Below are 16,087 nucleotides of genomic sequence, written 5' to 3'. Positions count from 1 at the left end.
GTTGACATTAGGCAACTACGATCAGCGACGAGGAGCGGCGTTCCGGGACGAGGTGAGCCGACATGCGTCATGATCCGTCCGCGTTCGTCATTCCGGCCGACTTCTGGGAACGCCCCAAGGTCGTCGACGCGCTGACGGGGCGCGATGTCGGCGCCCTCTTCCGGCTGGTACAGCAGTACGCCGGAGCCAGCCAGCCCGGCATCGGCACGCGCGTGGGTCTGGCCCAGCCAGACATCAGCAAGTACGCGAACGGCAAGCGAGTCGCCACCGAGTTCGACCTATTTGAGCGGGTCGCCGACGGGCTCGGCCTGCCGGACCACGCCCGGATGCGGCTCGGGCTCGCGCCGCGGGCCGATATCGCACACTGGATCGCGCCGACGCAGCCCGCCACCACACCGGACGTCGACTACGAGGAGCCGGACTCTGTCGAGGAGATCGGCCGCCGCATCGAGACTCTCGGCACCACCAACGTCAGCCCCGCTGTTCTCGCCCACTTCGACGTGCTGATCTCGGCCATCGCCGACGAGTACGAAACGGCGGGACCGGGCTCGCTCGCACCGCGCGTGCTGAAGCAGCGCCGCCGGATGCAGGGCCTTCTGGACGGCCGGCAACCACCCCGCCACCGTGACCGCCTGTACGAGATCGCCGGCCGTCTCTCCGGGATGCTCGGATACATGGCGGTCAACGCCGGCCGGTTCGGGCTCGCCCGCGCCTACTGCGTCGAGGCTCTCCAGATCGCCGATCTGCTCGGCCAGCGGGATCTCGCCGCGTGGGTGCGCGGAACCCAGAGCCTGTGCGAGTACTACGCCGGCAACTATCAGGCCGCCCTGGAATTCGCCCGGGAGGGCCGCCGTCTCGCCGGCGGATCAGCCCAGGAAATCCGCCTCGCGGTGAACGGCGAAGCCCGCGCCCTCGGCCGGCTCGGAGACCAGGGCGGGGTCGACAAGGCCGTGGGCGAGGCGTTCCACCTGGCCGAGCGCCACCCGGTGCCAGGCGGGATGTCGCCCTGCATCTCCTTCGAGCCCTACAGCCTCGCGCGCGTCGCCGCGAACGCCGCCACCGCGTACGTCTCGGTGGGCGAGCCCGACCGGGTGCGGGAGTATGCGGACATGGCCGCCCAGGTCGCCGACCAGTCTCCCTCCGTGTGGAGCCGCTGTCTCGTCCGCCTGGACCTGGCAACCGCCCTGCTGCTCTCCGACGCCCCCGACCCGGAACAGGCCGCAGCCCTGGGCATCGAGGCCCTCACCAGCGCCGCCGGCAACCCGATCGAGTCCATCCGCCGCCGCAGCCACGAACTCGTTACCCAGGCCCAGCCCTGGCACCAGATCGGGCCGGTCACCGAACTCGTCGAGGCGTCCCGCGCACTCGCCCTCCCCTCCGGTGGGAGAAGATGACCACCACACCGACCACAGATTCCGTCGCGGATGACTGGCACCGCTTCGCCGCCCTCGACCGGCTCGGCAACCACTGGGATCGCCCTGGCTGGACACCCGGTCGCCGCTCATACCACTGGATGCTCACGTTCGAGAACGCCACCGACCTGCACACCCTGGCCGCGCGATGCCAGGACCGGTTACGCCTGCCCGTCCTTGACCCCGTCCCTGCCGAAGGGCTGCACCTCACCCTTCAACGTCTCGCCTTCACCGACCAGATCAGCCGTGCGGAACTCGACACCGCCATCCGCGAGACGCGACACCGCCTCGCGGACATCCTCCCGTTCACGCTGACGATCGGGCCACTCGCGGGTTCCTCCGGAGCCGTCCGGTTCAGCGTCCAGCCCTGGGAACCGGTCGTCACCGTCCGCGAGAACATCCTCGATGCCACCGCTGCCACACTCGGCCCGTCCGCAGTCGTCACCAAACCACACGGCTTCCGACCACACATCGGCATCGCATACTGCAACAGCCCCACAGACGCGCAGCCGATCGTGTCCGCAGTCGAGGAGCTTCGACATCTGTCACCGGCCCGAACCGGCGTCAGCGCAGTCGCTCTGGTCGAGCTGCGTCGCGAGGGCCGCGCATACCTGTGGGACACCGTGGCCCGGCTACCGCTGCCCCTCCGCTCCATTGAGGGCGCCATTCCCCTTCGGCCTTCGGCCGACCCGTTGGCGTGAGGCGCGTCCGGTGCCGGTGGCCAACGGCGACCTCGCGCAGGCCCTCGCCAGGTCGACGCGCTCCAGCGGGCCTGGCAGGAGGCTGTGGCCACCGCGAGCCACGAGGACCTCACCGCGGCCCGGCACCGCAGCCTGCGGCGTCACGCCATTGAGACGGGCATCATCGAGCGGCTGTACGACGTCGAGTGGGGCGTGACCGAGTCGCTGGTCGCCGAGGGTCTCACAGTCGAGGTGGCGGCCCGCAACGGCGGGATGGACGAGGATGTGCTTGCGATCATCCGGTCCCAGTTCGACGCCCTGTCGGACGAGGAGCTGGACGCCTTCTTCACGGATCTCCACGCTTTCCGGCACGCGGACCTCATCTGATCCTGACGGGGTTTCGCTGACTTCGCGGAGTATGAGAGTTTGCGGCTGGTCGTCGGATGACAATTGGATGACGAGGGGCTATCCGCGGTAGGGCGCCGCAAACCGGGCTGGCGGCCTCTTGCCGGAGCCTTCTGAGTTGATATCCGGGACCGGGCCGGCTTCGTCGTTGACGGAGCCGGCCCGCCGAGCCCGTCGGGGCCGCTCAGACTATTCCTCGATCTCCTCCCACCACTGGCACCACCAGTCGCCGCCGACCAGGATGCGCAGCTTCGGGTGCCAGCAGTAGGTGATGTCCTTGTCTGTGTCGAGGTAGTACAGGCAGTTGTCGCACCGCTCGGCGCCGTTGGGCTTGCCGCGCAGGATCGCGTCCTCGGCGAGATGGCCGAGCTTCACGCTCAGCTCCTCGTCGATGGGCTTCGGCTCCGGCGCGCCGACATCGTAGACGGGTGTGGTCTCGCTCACCTGGCTCCTTCCGGGCTGGCACTGGACGTGCGCTGGGACGCGCGGCTGAGGGTATGCGCGATTGAGGGCGTGCGGAACTCCTCCCGCGCCCTGCTGCGATTGTCGCCTCCTCTGCCCGGTAGGTGGTGAACGGGGCCGTTTCGGTGTGCCGTGCGCTCCGCGGACCATGGGCTGGCCTGTAACGTCGGCGGGTGCGTATCGCGAGGTTCACAGATGGGACGGAACCGGCTTTCGGCGTTGTCGAGGGCTCGGTCGAGACGGGCGAGGCCACTGTGGCCGCGATCACCCCCCATCCGTTCGGCGCGTTCAGCTTCACCGGTGCGCGGCATTCGCTCGGCGATGTGCGGTTACTCGCGCCGGTGCTGCCCAGCAAGGTGCTGTGCGTCGGCAAGAACTATGCCGACCACGTCCGGGAGATGGGCGGGGACACCGTGCCGCAGCGTCCGGTGCTTTTCCTCAAGCCGTCGACGAGCGTGATCGGCCCGGGTGATCCGATCGCGCTTCCCGCTGACAGCGACCGGGTGGACTACGAGGGTGAGCTGGCGATCGTCATCGGGCGGTTGTGCCGCGACGTCCCGGTGGCCCGTGCCCTGGATGTCGTTCTGGGGTACACCTGCGCGAACGACGTGACCGCGCGCGATCAGCAGCAGGCGGACGGCCAGTGGACCCGGGCCAAGGGCCATGACACGTTCTGCCCGGTCGGCCCCTGGATCGAGACCGACCTGGACGCGTCCGACCTGGCGATCCGCACCACCCTCGACGGTGAGCTGCGCCAGGACTCCCGGACGAAGCTGCTGGTGCACGACATCCCGTCGCTCATCGCGTACATGTCGGCGGCGATGACCCTGCTGCCCGGTGACCTGCTGCTGACCGGGACGCCGGCAGGGGTGGGCCCGATGAGCCCTGGCCGGACCGTGGCCGTCACGGTCGAGGGGATCGGCACGCTCGCCAACCCGGTCGTGGCCCGCTGACGCTGCCGGTCGGAGTGTTGGCGCGGTTACCGCCTTGCTTCCCCCGCGGATGCGATACAGTGGGCCTCGCCCGAGAGGGCAACCTTGGGGTATGGGGTAATTGGCAGCCCAACGGATTCTGGTTCCGTTAGTCTAGGTTCGAGTCCTGGTACCCCAGCGTCAGGTGTTCCTCACCGTGAGGTGCGGTCCATCTGAAGATGGAGAAAAGAACAGCTGGCCCCGTCGTCTAGTGGCCTAGGACGCCGCCCTCTCAAGGCGGTAGCGCCGGTTCGAATCCGGTCGGGGCTACACGAGATAGGCAGTATGAAGGCCCGTTGACCTGGGCAAACCCGGTCAGCGGGCCTTCGTCGTAGGTTCGGGCCTTTGTCGTGGGTCCGGTTGTGACCGGCCGCCACCAATGATCGTCAGGAGTCTCTGCCGAATACGTGCCGAAGTTCTCGGCCGCTCCGATTGGCCCGAGGAATACGTTGTCCTGACCGGATGGGCCGTCATGGCCGGATGGTCACCGGCCAGCCGGATTACTGTACCGATCGGATTATCGGACGACGGTGAGCCGGGGCAGGGCCGCGGGGTGACGTGCCATCGTGCACTCCCGGCAGCCGCAGGAGCTCGGGCCGCCGCGCCCGTGCACGATCTCACCTGTCCTGCTCCTGGTGGTGATCAGGCGTAGTCGGGGGGAGGTGCCCTCAGCCGGCTCCTTCGTGGTGGTGATCGTCTGCGTCACCGGAGCGAGTGAGGGGAGCGGCGTAAGCGGGGCGAGCGGGGATGTCGAGCCGGTGCAGGTCAGATCCATGGCGGCTGTGGCACCTGCGGCAGTCGGGTTGGCAGCAGTCAAGGTCACGGGGAGCACGGTGTCCTCCTCCTGGGTGGCCCTTCCGAAGGCCACCTTGCAGACCACAGGTTGTCGAATCGGGCACGCACAGCGCCATGCCCCTTTTGAACCTGTTACCGACTGGTGAAGATGGTCTAGTCAGAGGTAGGCATGCTTGCCATGCCACACCATCCTTGACGGCCATGGTGCGCCAGGTGGCGATCGGTGCAGGATAGCTCGGATGTCCTCCGTGGCCCCTGTACCTGACCGGGCACGGCGTCGCCACGGTAGTGCGCGCGCCGGGCGGTTTCGCCGTGCCGAATTGTCAGGTCCCGACCGCCGGTTCGCCATGGATCCCGCGAGCGTCACCAACAAGATCGGCGGGGAACTGCTGGAGTGGATGCCGCACGGACGCGGCCTGCCCACGGAGGACTGGGTCTCCCGTCACCGGCTGCTGGTCTGGGTTCTGGCCGTCCACCTGCCCGTGATCGTTGTCTACGCCTCGTACCAGGATTTCGAGATATGGAGGGGACTGGCCTCGACCGGCCCGTCCGCGGTGCTGCTGGGCGCGGCCGTCATGCCGGGTGTGCGCCGCCTGCGCGCGCTGGCCACCAGCCTCGGCCTGCTGTGCAGCTCGGTGGTGTTCGTCCACCTCTCGCACGGGCAGACCGAGGTGTACTTCCACTTCTTCGTGGTCGTGGCCCTCATAGCCCTCTACGAGGACTGGACCGTCTACCTGTTGGCAATCGCGTTCGTGTTCGTGGCGAACGGAGCGGTCGGCGATCAGATCGTCATGCCTGACTCCGTCGGGTCGTCCTGGGTGTTCGCCGCGGTCAGCGCGGCGTTCATCTGTGCGCTGGCAGCGGCACAGGTGATCTTCTGGCATTTCAACGAGCAGGCGCGGCGGCGGGCCGAGCACTACCGGGCGCAGCTCTACGAGGGCCAGCAGAGCCTGATGGCCCGTCTTGAGGAGACCGACCGGATCCGCAGCGACCTCGTCGCCACCGTCTCCCACGAGTTCCGGACACCGCTGACCGGCATCCGCGGGACCCTGCTCACCATCAAGCGCCGGCGGGACAGGATGTCCCCGGCGCAGCTCGACGACATGCTCGATTCGGCGGTCAACTACTCCGACCGGCTGTCCCGGCTGTTGGAGAACATGCTCACCGCGGCGACGGCCACCGGCACCGAGGAGAACACCGTCGCGGACCTCCCCGAGGTCGTCAACGACGTGCTCGCGACCCTGGCCTACGCGCCGACGACAGCAGCCAACGTCAGTGTCGACGTACCGCCTCATCTGCCCGTGCGGATGGCCCGGCAGGCGCTGCACCAGGTTGTCGCGAATCTCGTCGACAACGCGCTGGTGCACTCCTGGCCGGGAGCGCCGGTACGGTTGATCGCTGGACGGGTGGGTGACGAGGTGATCCTGCGGGTGCGCAATCCCGGCCCCGATCTCGACCCGGCCACGATCCGCCAGCTTTTCGAGCCGTTCACCCAACGGGATGGAACAGCCACTCGGGAGACCGACGGCGCGGGCATGGGCCTGTACGTCGTCCGGCGCCTGGTCGAGGTCCACGGCGGGAGGCTGCGGATGGCCTCCGAGGATGGAGAGATCATCGTCGAGGTCGACATGTGGGCGGCTCTGCCTCGTCCGGCCACGGCCGGTTCGCGGCCCCCGGCAGCCGTCCACACGGCTTTCGATCGACCTGCGCTGGGTGGTCGTGCCCCACAACGGCCGACGCTGCCCCTTGCGCGCGAGTTCGGCCACCACGCCCGGCCGGGCCTTCGGCCGGGGGAGGACCTCCGGCCGGATCTTCGCTCCGGTGAGGACACCCAGGCGGGCCTTCGGCCGGGTGAGGACGCCCGGCCCCGGTCCGGCGAGGACTCACGGTCGGGCCTGCGGTCCGCTCCTCCGCTGTGGTCGAACCGGCCGCGCCCGATCGACCGTTCCGGCTGACCGACCGTTCCGACTGGTCGGCGTTCCGACTGATTGGCCATTCCGGCTGATCGGGGTTTGGTCAGCGACCGGGCAGTGACCGGTCGACCGGAACGATCAGCCGGAACTGCCGGCCGGGACGATCAGCAGTTGTTCGCCTGTAGCTTGAGGCTCACCGGTTTGCTCTTGCCGTAACTGGTGTTCGGCGCGACCGACTGCGTGACGACGGCCCCGATCTGCTTCGAGTTCAGGCACTCGTGCACGTAGGGGATGTTGGTGAAGCCGGCCCCTCGCAGGGTTGCGGAGGCATCGTTCAGCACCATGCCACGAACATCCGGTACCGCTACGCCGAGGCCCCGCGGCGGTGGGGGCGGTGCGGCGCTCGGAGTACCGCCCGATCCGCCCCCGGGGCCGGTCGGCTCGCTGCCCGGCCCGGGACGAGCCTGCGTCGTGGCGCCCGCGGGACGTCGGTACGGACGCCGGTGCGGCCGCGGATGCTGCCGGCGGCGGGGTCGACGAGGCGACGGCGGTCCGGACGCACTCCGGCTCCGTAGATGTCGGCGGCAGGGCCCGCAGGGGTGTGTTCGGCGAGCTCCGGCGCCATGTACATCGGCGTGCCGATCGTGACGCTGAGCCTGGTCATGGAGGGGGTCTGGGTCAGCCGGGCGATACCGAAGTCGGTCAGCATGGCCCGGGCAGGCCCCGGGCCGGTGGTGTCGATAAGGATGTTCGCCGGTTTGACGTCGCGGTGGACAACGCCGGCCTCGTGGACGACGGTCAGGGCCGAGAGCACCTGCCCGACGAGTTCGACGGCGTCGGCGGTGGGGAGCCGGCCGCGCTCGCGCAGATATCCGCGCAGGTCCACCCCGTCCACGAGGTCCATCACGATCGCGAGGGTGTCGCCCTCGGCGACGATGTCGCGAACCTTCACCAGGTGCAGGTCGTCGAAGGCCAGCAGGACCCTGCGCTCGCGCAGGAACCGGTCGACGATCTCAGGGTCGTCGGACACCTCGGGCCGCAGGATCTTGACCGCCACCATCCCACGGTCACCGGTACCATCATCGACCCGCTCGCCCCGCCAGACCTCGCCGCTGGCGCCCTTCCCGAGCGGCTGGTGCAGGATGTAGCGGGAACCCAGCCTTCGCGTCGCCGGTGTTCCCCCTGTGCGCAGCACATCAGCTGCAGGCGCATCGGCCAGGCACAGCGGTACAGGCCCGGCGACCAGGACTTTATGACGGAAACACCGGTAGCGGGCAGGCACGGTCGCGCCGTCCGCCGATTCTTGCGGAACGCGAGGGGGCCGCGACGGTGGACCACGGGGTTGGTCCGGATACCCCGTCTCGCTTTTGTATCGGAGCAAAAGGGGTACTCTGCGCCACCACCCACGTGACAGAGGGGAACACGTGACCGCAGCTGACAGCGGTGAGTGCGGACATGCCAAGAGCGGACGTGCTCAGATGAGCCCGCAGGACCGCTCGGCGCTCGAAGAACTCGGGACGGTCAGGAACTACGCGCGGGGTGACGTCCTGTTACGGGAAGGCGACCACGCCGATCTGGTAATGATCATGCGGACGGGCCGGGTGAAGGTCGTGACCGTCGCCGAGAGCGGTTACGAGACCCTGCTCGCCCATCGTGGCCCCGGTGATCTCATCGGCGAGATGGCGGTCATCGACGGCGAGACCCGTTCGGCGTCGGTCGTGGCGGTGGAGCCCGCGCAGGTGATCGTCGTGTCCGCCGAGGCGTTCCGGACGTTCGTGGCCACGCATCCCCAGGTCGTGCGAGCCCTGGTCAGCTCGATCACCCGACGGCTGCGGGAGTCCGACCGGCGGCGGTCGGACCTGGGCGCGTACCCGACCGACATCCGTCTCGCCCGGCACCTGCTGGAGCTCGCGGAAGGGCACGGGAACAGGCAGCCCGACGGCAGTGTTGTGATCACATTGCGTGTGACGCAGCGTGACTTGGCGGCAGCCATCGGATCGTCCCGAGAATCCGTCGGCCGGGACCTCAGGGATTTTCGTTCAGCTGGACTGATCGTGAACAGGGGAAGAACGATCGTCGTCCTGAACGTCGTTACTCTGCGTGCGTTCGCTTACGGCGAAAATCCAGACCGCCGAATGTGACGGATGACGTCGTCCGGCTGCCCGGCGGCCGCTACGACAGTTATGGGCGGGAACGCCTTCTTCGAGGCATTCACGGGCTGTCCGCGAGGTGCCGGATGTCTCACTCTCAGTGATCAGGAGACTTGGGCCTCCGGCGGCGCGCGAGGCAGAGCGGAGCCAGCCCGCGGCGGGAACAGGGGGTCCGCCGCGGGTAAGGAAGGACGGAGCCTGTGGGACGGCGGTGAGACCGTGCCGCTCAGCCGCTCAGCCGCTCAGCCGCGGCGGCGACGGCGGCTCCGTGGCGCTGACCGGGGGAGCGGGTGAGCCGTTCGACCGGGCCGGACAGTGACAGTGCCGCGACGACCCTGCCGGTGGCGTCGCGTACCGGGGCCGACACGGACGCGAGCCCGGCCTCACGTTCACCGACGCTGTCGGCCCAACCCCGCTGTCGCACCTGTTCCAGGGCGGACGCCTCGAAGACCGCGCCCGCCGGCAGTTCGGCCGGACCAGCGATCGAACCGGCCGGACCAACCCGTGCGGCCGGACCGGCCGCCGATCCGGCGCTGGCGTCCCAGCCCGGGAACGGGTCCGCGCCGAAGGCGAGCAGGACCTGTGCGCCGGACCCGGCGGCCATCGGCAGCATGGTCCCGACCGGGACGGTGTCACGCAGGCCGCTGGCGCGTTCGGCGGCGGCCACGCATACCCGCACGTCCCCGCGCCGCACGTAGAGCTGGGTGCTCTCCCCGGTGGCGTCCCGCAGCTGTGCGAGTACCGGCGCGGCGGCGGCCAGCAGAGCCCACGGCAGCGGCGCCGCACCACCGGCGGCAAGTCGGGGACCGGGTACGAACCGGCCGCTGGGGTCCCGTCCGACCAGCCGGTGTACCTCGAGGGCGACCGCCAGGCGGTGGGCGGTCGCCCGGGTCAGCCCGGTACGGGTGACCAGGTCGCCGAGGGAGGCGGGGGATGCCTCCACCGCGTTCAGTACGAGGGCCGCCTTGTCCAGCACGCCGACTCCGCTAAGCTGTTTCATGCATTGATACTGCCATCCTAAATAGTGAGACACACCGGGATGCGCGAGATTTCGGATGGTCCGGATCAGTGATCTTCAGTGATCTTCAGTGATCTTCAGTGATCTGCACCGCACGTTAGCCACCCCGTCCGGCGCAGCCGGGCGGGTCCGAGGAAGCCAGCTGAAGGAGTGGGCCATGGGGCGCACACTCGCGAAGAAGGTCTGGGACGCCCACGTCGTCCGGCGTGCCGACAACGAACCCGACCTGCTCTACATCGACCTGCATCTCGTCCACGAGGTGACCAGCCCGCAGGCGTTCGAGGCGCTGCGGCTGGCCGGCCGGCCCGTCCGCCGCCCGGATCTGACCATCGCCACCGAGGACCACAACGTCCCGACCATCGACACGCTGCTGCCGATCGCCGACCCGGTCTCGGCCGCCCAGGTCGAGGCCCTGCGTAAGAACTGCGCCGACTTCGGCGTCCGGCTGCACCCCATGAACGACCCCGGCCAGGGCATCGTCCACGTCGTGGGCCCGCAGCTGGGCCTGACTCAGCCGGGCATGACGATCGTCTGCGGCGACAGTCACACCTCCACCCACGGCGCGTTCGGCGCGCTCGCCTTCGGCATCGGCACCAGCCAGGTCGAGCACGTGCTGGCCACCCAGACGCTGCCGCAGCGCCCGCCCAAGACCATGGCCGTCACCGTGGACGGGGCGCTGCCGGCCGGCGTGACCGCCAAGGACCTGATTCTCGCGATCATCGCCCGGATCGGCACCGGCGGCGGTCAGGGCCACGTGATCGAATACCGGGGTGAGGCCGTCCGGGCGCTGTCCATGGAAGGCCGCATGACGGTCTGCAACATGTCCATCGAGGCGGGTGCCCGCGCCGGCATGATCGCCCCGGACGAGGTGACCTTCGCCCACCTGAAGGGGCGCCCGCACGCACCGGTCGGAGCCGCCTGGGACGAGGCGCTGGCCTACTGGCGGACGCTCGCCACCGACGACGACGCCACGTTCGACCGCGAGGTCGTCCTCGACGCCGCCGAGCTGAGCCCGTTCGTCACCTGGGGCACCAACCCCGGACAGGGCGCGCCGCTGGCCTCCCGCGTTCCCGACCCGGCCGACTACGCCGATCCCGCGCTGCGGGCCTCGGTCGAGCGGGCCCTGGCCTACATGGCGCTCACCCCGGGCACGCCGCTGCGCGACGTCGCCGTGGACACGGTGTTCATCGGCTCCTGCACCAACGGGCGCATCGAGGACCTGCGGGCCGCCGCCGACGTCCTGCGCGGGCGCCGGGTCGCCGATGGTGTGCGCGTCCTGGTCGTCCCGGGTTCGATGACGGTGAAGGCCGACGCCGAGTCCGAAGGGCTCGACGAGGTCTTCCGCGCCGCCGGGGCGCAGTGGCGCAGCGCGGGGTGCTCGATGTGCCTCGGGATGAACCCGGACACCCTGCGGCCGGGTGAGCGCAGCGCGTCGACGTCCAACCGCAATTTCGAGGGACGTCAGGGCCCCGGCGGCCGCACCCATCTCGTGTCGCCGGCTGTTGCCGCGGCCACTGCCGTCACCGGGCGCCTGACCGCCCCAGCCAACCTCTGACCTCCCGCGACACCTCACACCCGACGAAGGGAGCGCACCCACGATGGAGGCGTTCACCACCCACACCGGCCGGGCGGTGCCGCTGCGGCGCAGCGACGTCGACACCGACCAGATCATCCCCAGCGAGTGGCTGAAGCGGATCGAACGCACCGGGTTCGGCGCCGGGCTGTTCTCCGAGTGGCGGGCCGACCCCGCGTTCGTCCTGAACACGCCCGCCTACGCGGGTGCCACGATCCTGCTTGCCGGCCCGGACTTCGGTACCGGGTCGTCTCGCGAGCACGCCGTGTGGGCTCTGCAGGACTACGGATTCAAGGCTGTGATCTCCGCCAGGTTCGCCGACATCTTCCGCGGCAACGCTCTCGGCAACGGGCTGTTGCCCGTCACGATACCCGCCGCGACGGTCGAGGCGCTGAGCAGCCAGGTCGAGGCCGATCCCACCATCGAGATCACCGTTGACCTGGACGCCCGCGAGGTGCGCGCACCCGGGCTCGTCGCGGCCTTCGAGCTCGACGACTTCACCCGCTGGCGGCTCATGGAGGGGCTGGACGACGTGGGCCTGACATTGCGCCGGCATGACGCCATCACCGTCTTCGAGGCCACCCGGCCCGGTTGGCTGCCCACCACCGTACCGGCCGTGATCGGAACCAGCGAAGAATACTGAATGTTACGAAACACGGGCTATCGGAGGATCGCCGGTATCCACCCGATGGCTCCGATGATCTAGAAGAGCCGTTGACGTGCATGTTTGTGTCGCGCGACACGCGCATGGGAATTGCCCTAACCGGTGGACATGCCTACGGTGCAGCGCAGTGTGATGCCCGATCTGCTCCCTACCCCGCGCCTGCGGGGGGCGTCCGGAGGTTGTTGTGAACAAGTCCCAGTTGGTTGATCGCATCGCTCAGCAGATCGAGGGCGGACGATCGAACGCGACCAAGGCCGTCGATGCCGTCTTCGACGCGATTCAGGAGGCCGTATCCGCCGGTGAGAAGGTGACCATCACGGGGTTCGGCGTCTTCGAGCGCGTCGAGCGGGCGGCCCGTACCGGTCGCAACCCCGCAACAGGCGAGCCGGTGCACGTCGCCGCCTCGGTCGTACCGAAGTTCCGGCCCGGCTCGGAGTTCAAGGCCAGCGTCTCCGCCAGCGAGGACCAGTAGGACCAGTAGGACCGAAGGGCATGCGACCATGATTTCGGCCGAAGGGCGAGGGATGATGGCGAAGCCGTCGCTCGCCCGGAGGCCGTGATAGGCATGGGTCGCATGCCCGGAGGCTTTGAGAGATCCAGCGGGGCTGGTCATCTGCTGGCGGTTGCCGACCGCGCAGGTCGGCTGCTTGTGGTCAGCACGGCGTCACCCGTCCGGGCGACGCCGTGCCAGTCGGGTCTGTCCTGTGCGCCCGTCCGGGCGGGGTCAGGCGTGCGCCGGCTGCCGCGGGGGCAGGCCCATCAGGTCGGCCTGGTAGTCCGACAGCGGCTCCTGGTCCGGGCTGGTCGACCGCCGGTACCAGGTCCCGTCCGGCCGCAGGATCCAGGCTGCCACGCCCTCGGAGAAGGCGTGGTCGAGCATGGTCTTCAGGGGCCCCTGCTGGGACGGCTGCGCGACCCGTACCAGCGCTTCGATCCGCCGGTCGAGGTTGCGGTGCATCATGTCCGCGCTGCCGATCCAGCACTCCTGCAGCGCGGTGAACTCCAGCACCCTGCTGTGCTCCAGGAAACGGCCCAGGATCGAGCGGACGTGCACCGTCTCGGACAGGCCCGGGACGCCCGGTCGCAGTGCGCAGATCCCGCGGACAAGGCACTGGACGGGTACGCCTTCGCGGGAGGCCCGGTACAGCGCGTCGATGACCTCTTCGTCGACGAGGCTGTTGACCTTGATGCGGATCCCGGACAGGCCACCTTGGCGCGCCGCCTCGGTCTCCCGCTCGATGCGTTCGATGATCCCGTCCCGCATGAGCTGGGGGGCGACCAGCAGTGAGCGGTACTCGGTCTGGCGGCTGTAACCGGTCAGGACGTTGAACAGGTCGGTGAGGTCGGCGCCGATGTCCGGGTCGGCGGTGAGCAGACCGAGGTCCTCGTACAGACGGGCCGTCTTCGGGTTGTAGTTCCCGGTCCCGATGTGGCAGTAGCGTCGAAGCCCACCGCGTTCCTGGCGGACCACCAGGCATGTCTTGCAGTGGGTCTTCAGCCCGATCAGCCCGTACACGACGTGGCAGCCCGCCCGTTCCAGCTCGCGGGCCCACCGGATGTTCGCGGTCTCGTCGAACCTGGCCTTGATCTCCACCAGGACGACGACCTGCTTGCCGGCCTCGGCTGCGGCGATCAGCGCGTCCACGATGGGGGAGTCACCCGAGGTCCGGTACAGCGTCTGTTTGATGGCCAGCACGTGTGGGTCGGCGGCGGCCTGTTCGATGAAGCGCTGCACCGAGGTGGTGAACGAGTCGTAGGGGTGGTGGACGAGCACGTCGCCCTCACGCAGCGCCGTGAAGAAGTCGACATGATCGTCGGAGGACACCAGTCGCGGGTGGGTCCCTCGCACATGCGGACGGTCCTTGAGCTCCAGGCGGTCGAGTTCGTACAGCGCCCACAGCACCGACAGGTCGAGCAGCCCGCGGACCCGGACAACCTCACGATGGGTGACCTCCAGCTCGCGCATCAGGAGATCCAGCAGGTTGTCGTCGACGTCGTCGCCGACTTCGAGACGGACGGCCGGGCCGAACCGCCGGCGGGCCAGCTCGCGCTCGAGCGCCTGCAGCAGGTCCTCGGCCTCGTCCTCCTCGACCTCCAGGTCGGCGTTGCGGGTCACCCGGAACAGGTGGGAGTCCACCACCTCCATGCCGGGGAAGAGCTGTGACAGGTGGGCGGAGATCACCTCTTCCAGCGGGATGAAGCAGACCTCTTGATCGTCGGAGTCCTTGTTGCGCACGACGTAGCGATCGTTCGCCTCCCGGGGGTTCTCCGGGTCGACCCGGATCAGCCGGGGCACGTTCTGTGGGACCTTCACACGGGCGAACCGGTCGCCGTCCCCGCCCGGGTCACGCACGGTCACAGCAAGGTTGAGAGACAGCCCGCTGATGTAGGGGAAGGGATGCGCCGGGTCGACCGCGAGCGGGGTGAGGACGGGAAAGACCTGCTGGTGGAAGTAGTGATGCAGCCGGTCCTTCTGCCCCTCGGTCAGGTCGCCCCACAACCGGATGGTGATGCGCGCCTCCGCCAGGGCGGGTATGACAGCCTCGCTGAAGCACCGGGAGTGACGCTCACCAAGCTCGGCCGCGGTACGGCTGATGAGGTCGAGCTGCTCACGGGCGGTGAGACCGTCGGCGGAAAGCACCGCGAGCCGGGTCGCCTCGCGGCGCATCAGGCCCGCGACCCGCACCATGTAGAACTCGTCGAGATTGCTGGCGAAGATTGCCAGGAACTTGGCGCGTTCGAGCAGCGGGACGCTCGTGTCCTCGGCAAGTGCCAGCACCCGTGCGTTGAAGTCCAGCCAGGACTTCTCGCGGTTGATGAAACGATCATTTGGAAGATCTGACGGTACCGGTGGCCGGGGTGCCTCCAGCGGCTCGAGCAGGGCGCTTCGCGGTTTGCGTTGCGGCTGCTCGGATCGATCCACCACCAGCTCGGTCATGCCCTCGATGGTGCCAGCCTCCTGCGAACGAAGTAGGCGTGCGCGGCAATTAGGACCTGCGCAACTTGGCTGGGAGGACGCTTAGACGAACGTCGTGTGTAACGCTCACGAAATGTGCCTGGATGAATATCGCAGCATGGGGGAAACATCCCGTCGGTCGACGTCGGCGTCGGCGCCAGGGGTTGCCGGAGCGTGGCGGTGACGGCCGGGGCGGTACCGGCGCAGACAGTGCGTGCGCAACAGCCGGAACAGGCAGCGCTGCTACAGACGGTGCCGGACGGTGTGCTGGCCGCTGCCGTGATGGACGTCGACCCGGCGAACACGGCGGCCATGTCAGTCACCTACCGTATTCGGCAGCGGTTCAGCTACACCTATGACGGCCCGGCCTGGCAACTGGTGCATCGCCTTGTCGTCGTCCCCCCTCGACGCCACGGTGACCAGACGTTGCGTGCGTATCACCTCGCCGTGTCCGATCCGGCGGCCACCGTCACCTGGGAGCGCACGGTCGACGGTGCCCGGGCTGCACTGGTGAGGCTCGACACCGTGCCGGCGCGGCTCGACTTCGACGTCACGGTCGCCCTCGCGCGCACCGCCGGGGCCGGACCGCCGCGGCTGCCGGCGTCCGCGCTGACCGGCCGCAGGTTGCTGACGCCGACACCGCTGACGGCGCCCGATGCCACCATGATCGCGGCAGCTCGGGCCCTGGCCGTCCCCGACCCCCTCGAGACCGCGTTGCGGTGCTGCTCCTGGGTGTACCGGAGGATCGAGTACGCAGGAGGGAGCACCGACGTCACGACCACGGCCGCGCAGGCTCTCGCCGGGGGCCGCGGGGTCTGCCAGGACCACGCGCACGTCCTGTTGGCGCTGTGCCGGGCCGCGGGCGTGCCCGCACGGTACGTCTCCGGTCACATGATCGGCGAGAGCACCTCGCACGCCTGGGTCGAAGTGATCGTTCCCGAGGCTGCGGCTCGGGCCCTGCACGGTCGTGCGGCAGGCCGCGACGACGTCCTCACCAGTTCCGGTGTTGACGCATGGACGCATGGTGATGCGGGTGCGAGCCTGGCCGGGGCCGGGGCCGGGGCCGGCCAGGCTCGCACCCGCATCAC

The 16,087-nt window shown here is 69.2% G+C and carries 16 protein-coding genes and 2 tRNA genes; 12 read left to right on the top strand and 6 right to left on the bottom strand.

The annotated features are described in order from the left end of the window. Positions 1-62 precede the first annotated feature (62 nt). The 3 genes from CV1CTNOD_RS19660 to CV1CTNOD_RS19650 all read left to right on the top strand — a co-directional run bounded on the left by CV1CTNOD_RS19660 (position 63) and on the right by CV1CTNOD_RS19650 (position 2,479). Positions 63-1,394 (top strand): helix-turn-helix domain-containing protein, encoded by a 1,332-nt coding sequence (locus CV1CTNOD_RS19660; protein WP_131787477.1) that lies wholly within the window; start codon positions 63-65, stop codon positions 1,392-1,394. Then, positions 1,391-2,113, top strand: coding sequence for a 2'-5' RNA ligase family protein (locus tag CV1CTNOD_RS19655; protein ID WP_131787476.1), 723 nt, complete (start codon positions 1,391-1,393; stop codon positions 2,111-2,113). The genes CV1CTNOD_RS19660 and CV1CTNOD_RS19655 overlap by 4 nt, the downstream gene beginning before the upstream one ends. 84 nt (positions 2,114-2,197) lie before the next feature. Continuing rightward, entirely contained in the window at positions 2,198-2,479 is a 282-nt protein-coding gene (locus CV1CTNOD_RS19650) for a hypothetical protein (protein ID WP_131787475.1), read from the top strand. Between the two features lie 207 nt (positions 2,480-2,686). On the opposite strand, the gene CV1CTNOD_RS19645 is transcribed toward CV1CTNOD_RS19650, so the two are convergent. Beyond that, positions 2,687-2,941, bottom strand: coding sequence for a hypothetical protein (locus CV1CTNOD_RS19645; RefSeq protein WP_131787474.1), 255 nt, complete (start codon positions 2,939-2,941; stop codon positions 2,687-2,689). 191 nt (positions 2,942-3,132) lie between these two features. Here CV1CTNOD_RS19645 and CV1CTNOD_RS19640 point away from each other — a divergent pair, with 191 nt between their 5' ends. The 3 genes from CV1CTNOD_RS19640 (at position 3,133) to CV1CTNOD_RS19630 (ending at position 4,200) form a co-directional block, all read left to right on the top strand. Further along, positions 3,133-3,912 (top strand): fumarylacetoacetate hydrolase family protein, encoded by a 780-nt coding sequence (locus tag CV1CTNOD_RS19640; RefSeq protein WP_131787473.1) that lies wholly within the window; start codon positions 3,133-3,135, stop codon positions 3,910-3,912. A gap of 85 nt (positions 3,913-3,997) precedes the next feature. Further along, positions 3,998-4,069, top strand: a tRNA-Gln gene (locus CV1CTNOD_RS19635). Positions 4,070-4,127: 58 nt separating this feature from the next. Then, positions 4,128-4,200 (top strand) — tRNA-Glu (locus CV1CTNOD_RS19630). 247 nt (positions 4,201-4,447) lie between these two features. Here the strand turns inward: CV1CTNOD_RS19630 and CV1CTNOD_RS19625 are convergent. Then, positions 4,448-4,762, bottom strand: a complete 315-nt coding sequence (locus CV1CTNOD_RS19625; protein WP_207386558.1) for a hypothetical protein — start codon at positions 4,760-4,762, stop codon at positions 4,448-4,450. 202 nt (positions 4,763-4,964) lie between these two features. Between CV1CTNOD_RS19625 and CV1CTNOD_RS19620 the strand changes: the two genes are divergently transcribed. Then, positions 4,965-6,680, top strand: a complete 1,716-nt coding sequence (locus CV1CTNOD_RS19620; RefSeq protein ID WP_131787471.1) for a sensor histidine kinase — start codon at positions 4,965-4,967, stop codon at positions 6,678-6,680. Between the two features lie 122 nt (positions 6,681-6,802). Here the strand turns inward: CV1CTNOD_RS19620 and CV1CTNOD_RS19615 are convergent, their stop codons facing one another. Both CV1CTNOD_RS19615 and CV1CTNOD_RS19610 read right to left on the bottom strand, forming a co-directional pair. Continuing rightward, positions 6,803-6,982, bottom strand: coding sequence for a PASTA domain-containing protein (locus CV1CTNOD_RS19615; protein WP_131787470.1), 180 nt, complete (start codon positions 6,980-6,982; stop codon positions 6,803-6,805). Positions 6,983-7,002: 20 nt separating this feature from the next. Beyond that, positions 7,003-7,833 carry a serine/threonine-protein kinase gene (locus CV1CTNOD_RS19610; protein WP_242606847.1) on the bottom strand — a complete coding sequence of 277 codons (831 nt, stop codon included), beginning with the start codon at positions 7,831-7,833 and terminating at the stop codon, positions 7,003-7,005. A 229-nt stretch (positions 7,834-8,062) separates the two neighbouring features. Between CV1CTNOD_RS19610 and CV1CTNOD_RS19605 the strand changes: the two genes are divergently transcribed. Beyond that, a complete protein-coding gene (locus tag CV1CTNOD_RS19605) occupies positions 8,063-8,779 on the top strand; it encodes a Crp/Fnr family transcriptional regulator (protein WP_207386557.1) in 717 nt (238 codons plus the stop codon). Between the two features lie 235 nt (positions 8,780-9,014). On the opposite strand, the gene CV1CTNOD_RS19600 is transcribed toward CV1CTNOD_RS19605, so the two are convergent. Next, positions 9,015-9,788, bottom strand: a complete 774-nt coding sequence (locus tag CV1CTNOD_RS19600) for an IclR family transcriptional regulator (RefSeq protein ID WP_131787468.1) — start codon at positions 9,786-9,788, stop codon at positions 9,015-9,017. A 175-nt stretch (positions 9,789-9,963) separates the two neighbouring features. On the opposite strand from CV1CTNOD_RS19600, the gene leuC reads away from it, so the two are divergent. From leuC to CV1CTNOD_RS19585, 3 genes are all read left to right on the top strand, one after another. Continuing rightward, positions 9,964-11,361, top strand: a complete 1,398-nt coding sequence (gene leuC / locus CV1CTNOD_RS19595) for a 3-isopropylmalate dehydratase large subunit (protein WP_131787467.1) — start codon at positions 9,964-9,966, stop codon at positions 11,359-11,361. A gap of 43 nt (positions 11,362-11,404) precedes the next feature. After that, entirely contained in the window at positions 11,405-12,022 is a 618-nt protein-coding gene (gene leuD / locus CV1CTNOD_RS19590) for a 3-isopropylmalate dehydratase small subunit (protein WP_131787466.1), read from the top strand. Positions 12,023-12,227: 205 nt separating this feature from the next. Then, positions 12,228-12,515, top strand: a complete 288-nt coding sequence (locus CV1CTNOD_RS19585) for an HU family DNA-binding protein (protein ID WP_131768337.1) — start codon at positions 12,228-12,230, stop codon at positions 12,513-12,515. A 252-nt stretch (positions 12,516-12,767) separates the two neighbouring features. Here the strand turns inward: CV1CTNOD_RS19585 and CV1CTNOD_RS19580 are convergent, their stop codons facing one another. Then, positions 12,768-14,981 (bottom strand): RNA degradosome polyphosphate kinase, encoded by a 2,214-nt coding sequence (locus tag CV1CTNOD_RS19580; RefSeq protein WP_131787465.1) that lies wholly within the window; start codon positions 14,979-14,981, stop codon positions 12,768-12,770. A 198-nt stretch (positions 14,982-15,179) separates the two neighbouring features. On the opposite strand from CV1CTNOD_RS19580, the gene CV1CTNOD_RS19575 reads away from it, so the two are divergent. After that, on the top strand, positions 15,180-16,087 hold a 908-nt coding region (locus CV1CTNOD_RS19575), incomplete at its 3' end, for a transglutaminase family protein (RefSeq protein WP_431607143.1).

Origin of the sequence: Protofrankia symbiont of Coriaria ruscifolia (assembly GCF_900634745.1) — a bacterium.
GTDB classification, from domain to species: domain Bacteria; phylum Actinomycetota; class Actinomycetes; order Frankiales; family Frankiaceae; genus Protofrankia; species Protofrankia californiensis.
The sequence above is the reverse complement of the archived record's forward strand: the minus strand, read 5'-3'. Positions and strand labels throughout refer to the sequence as shown.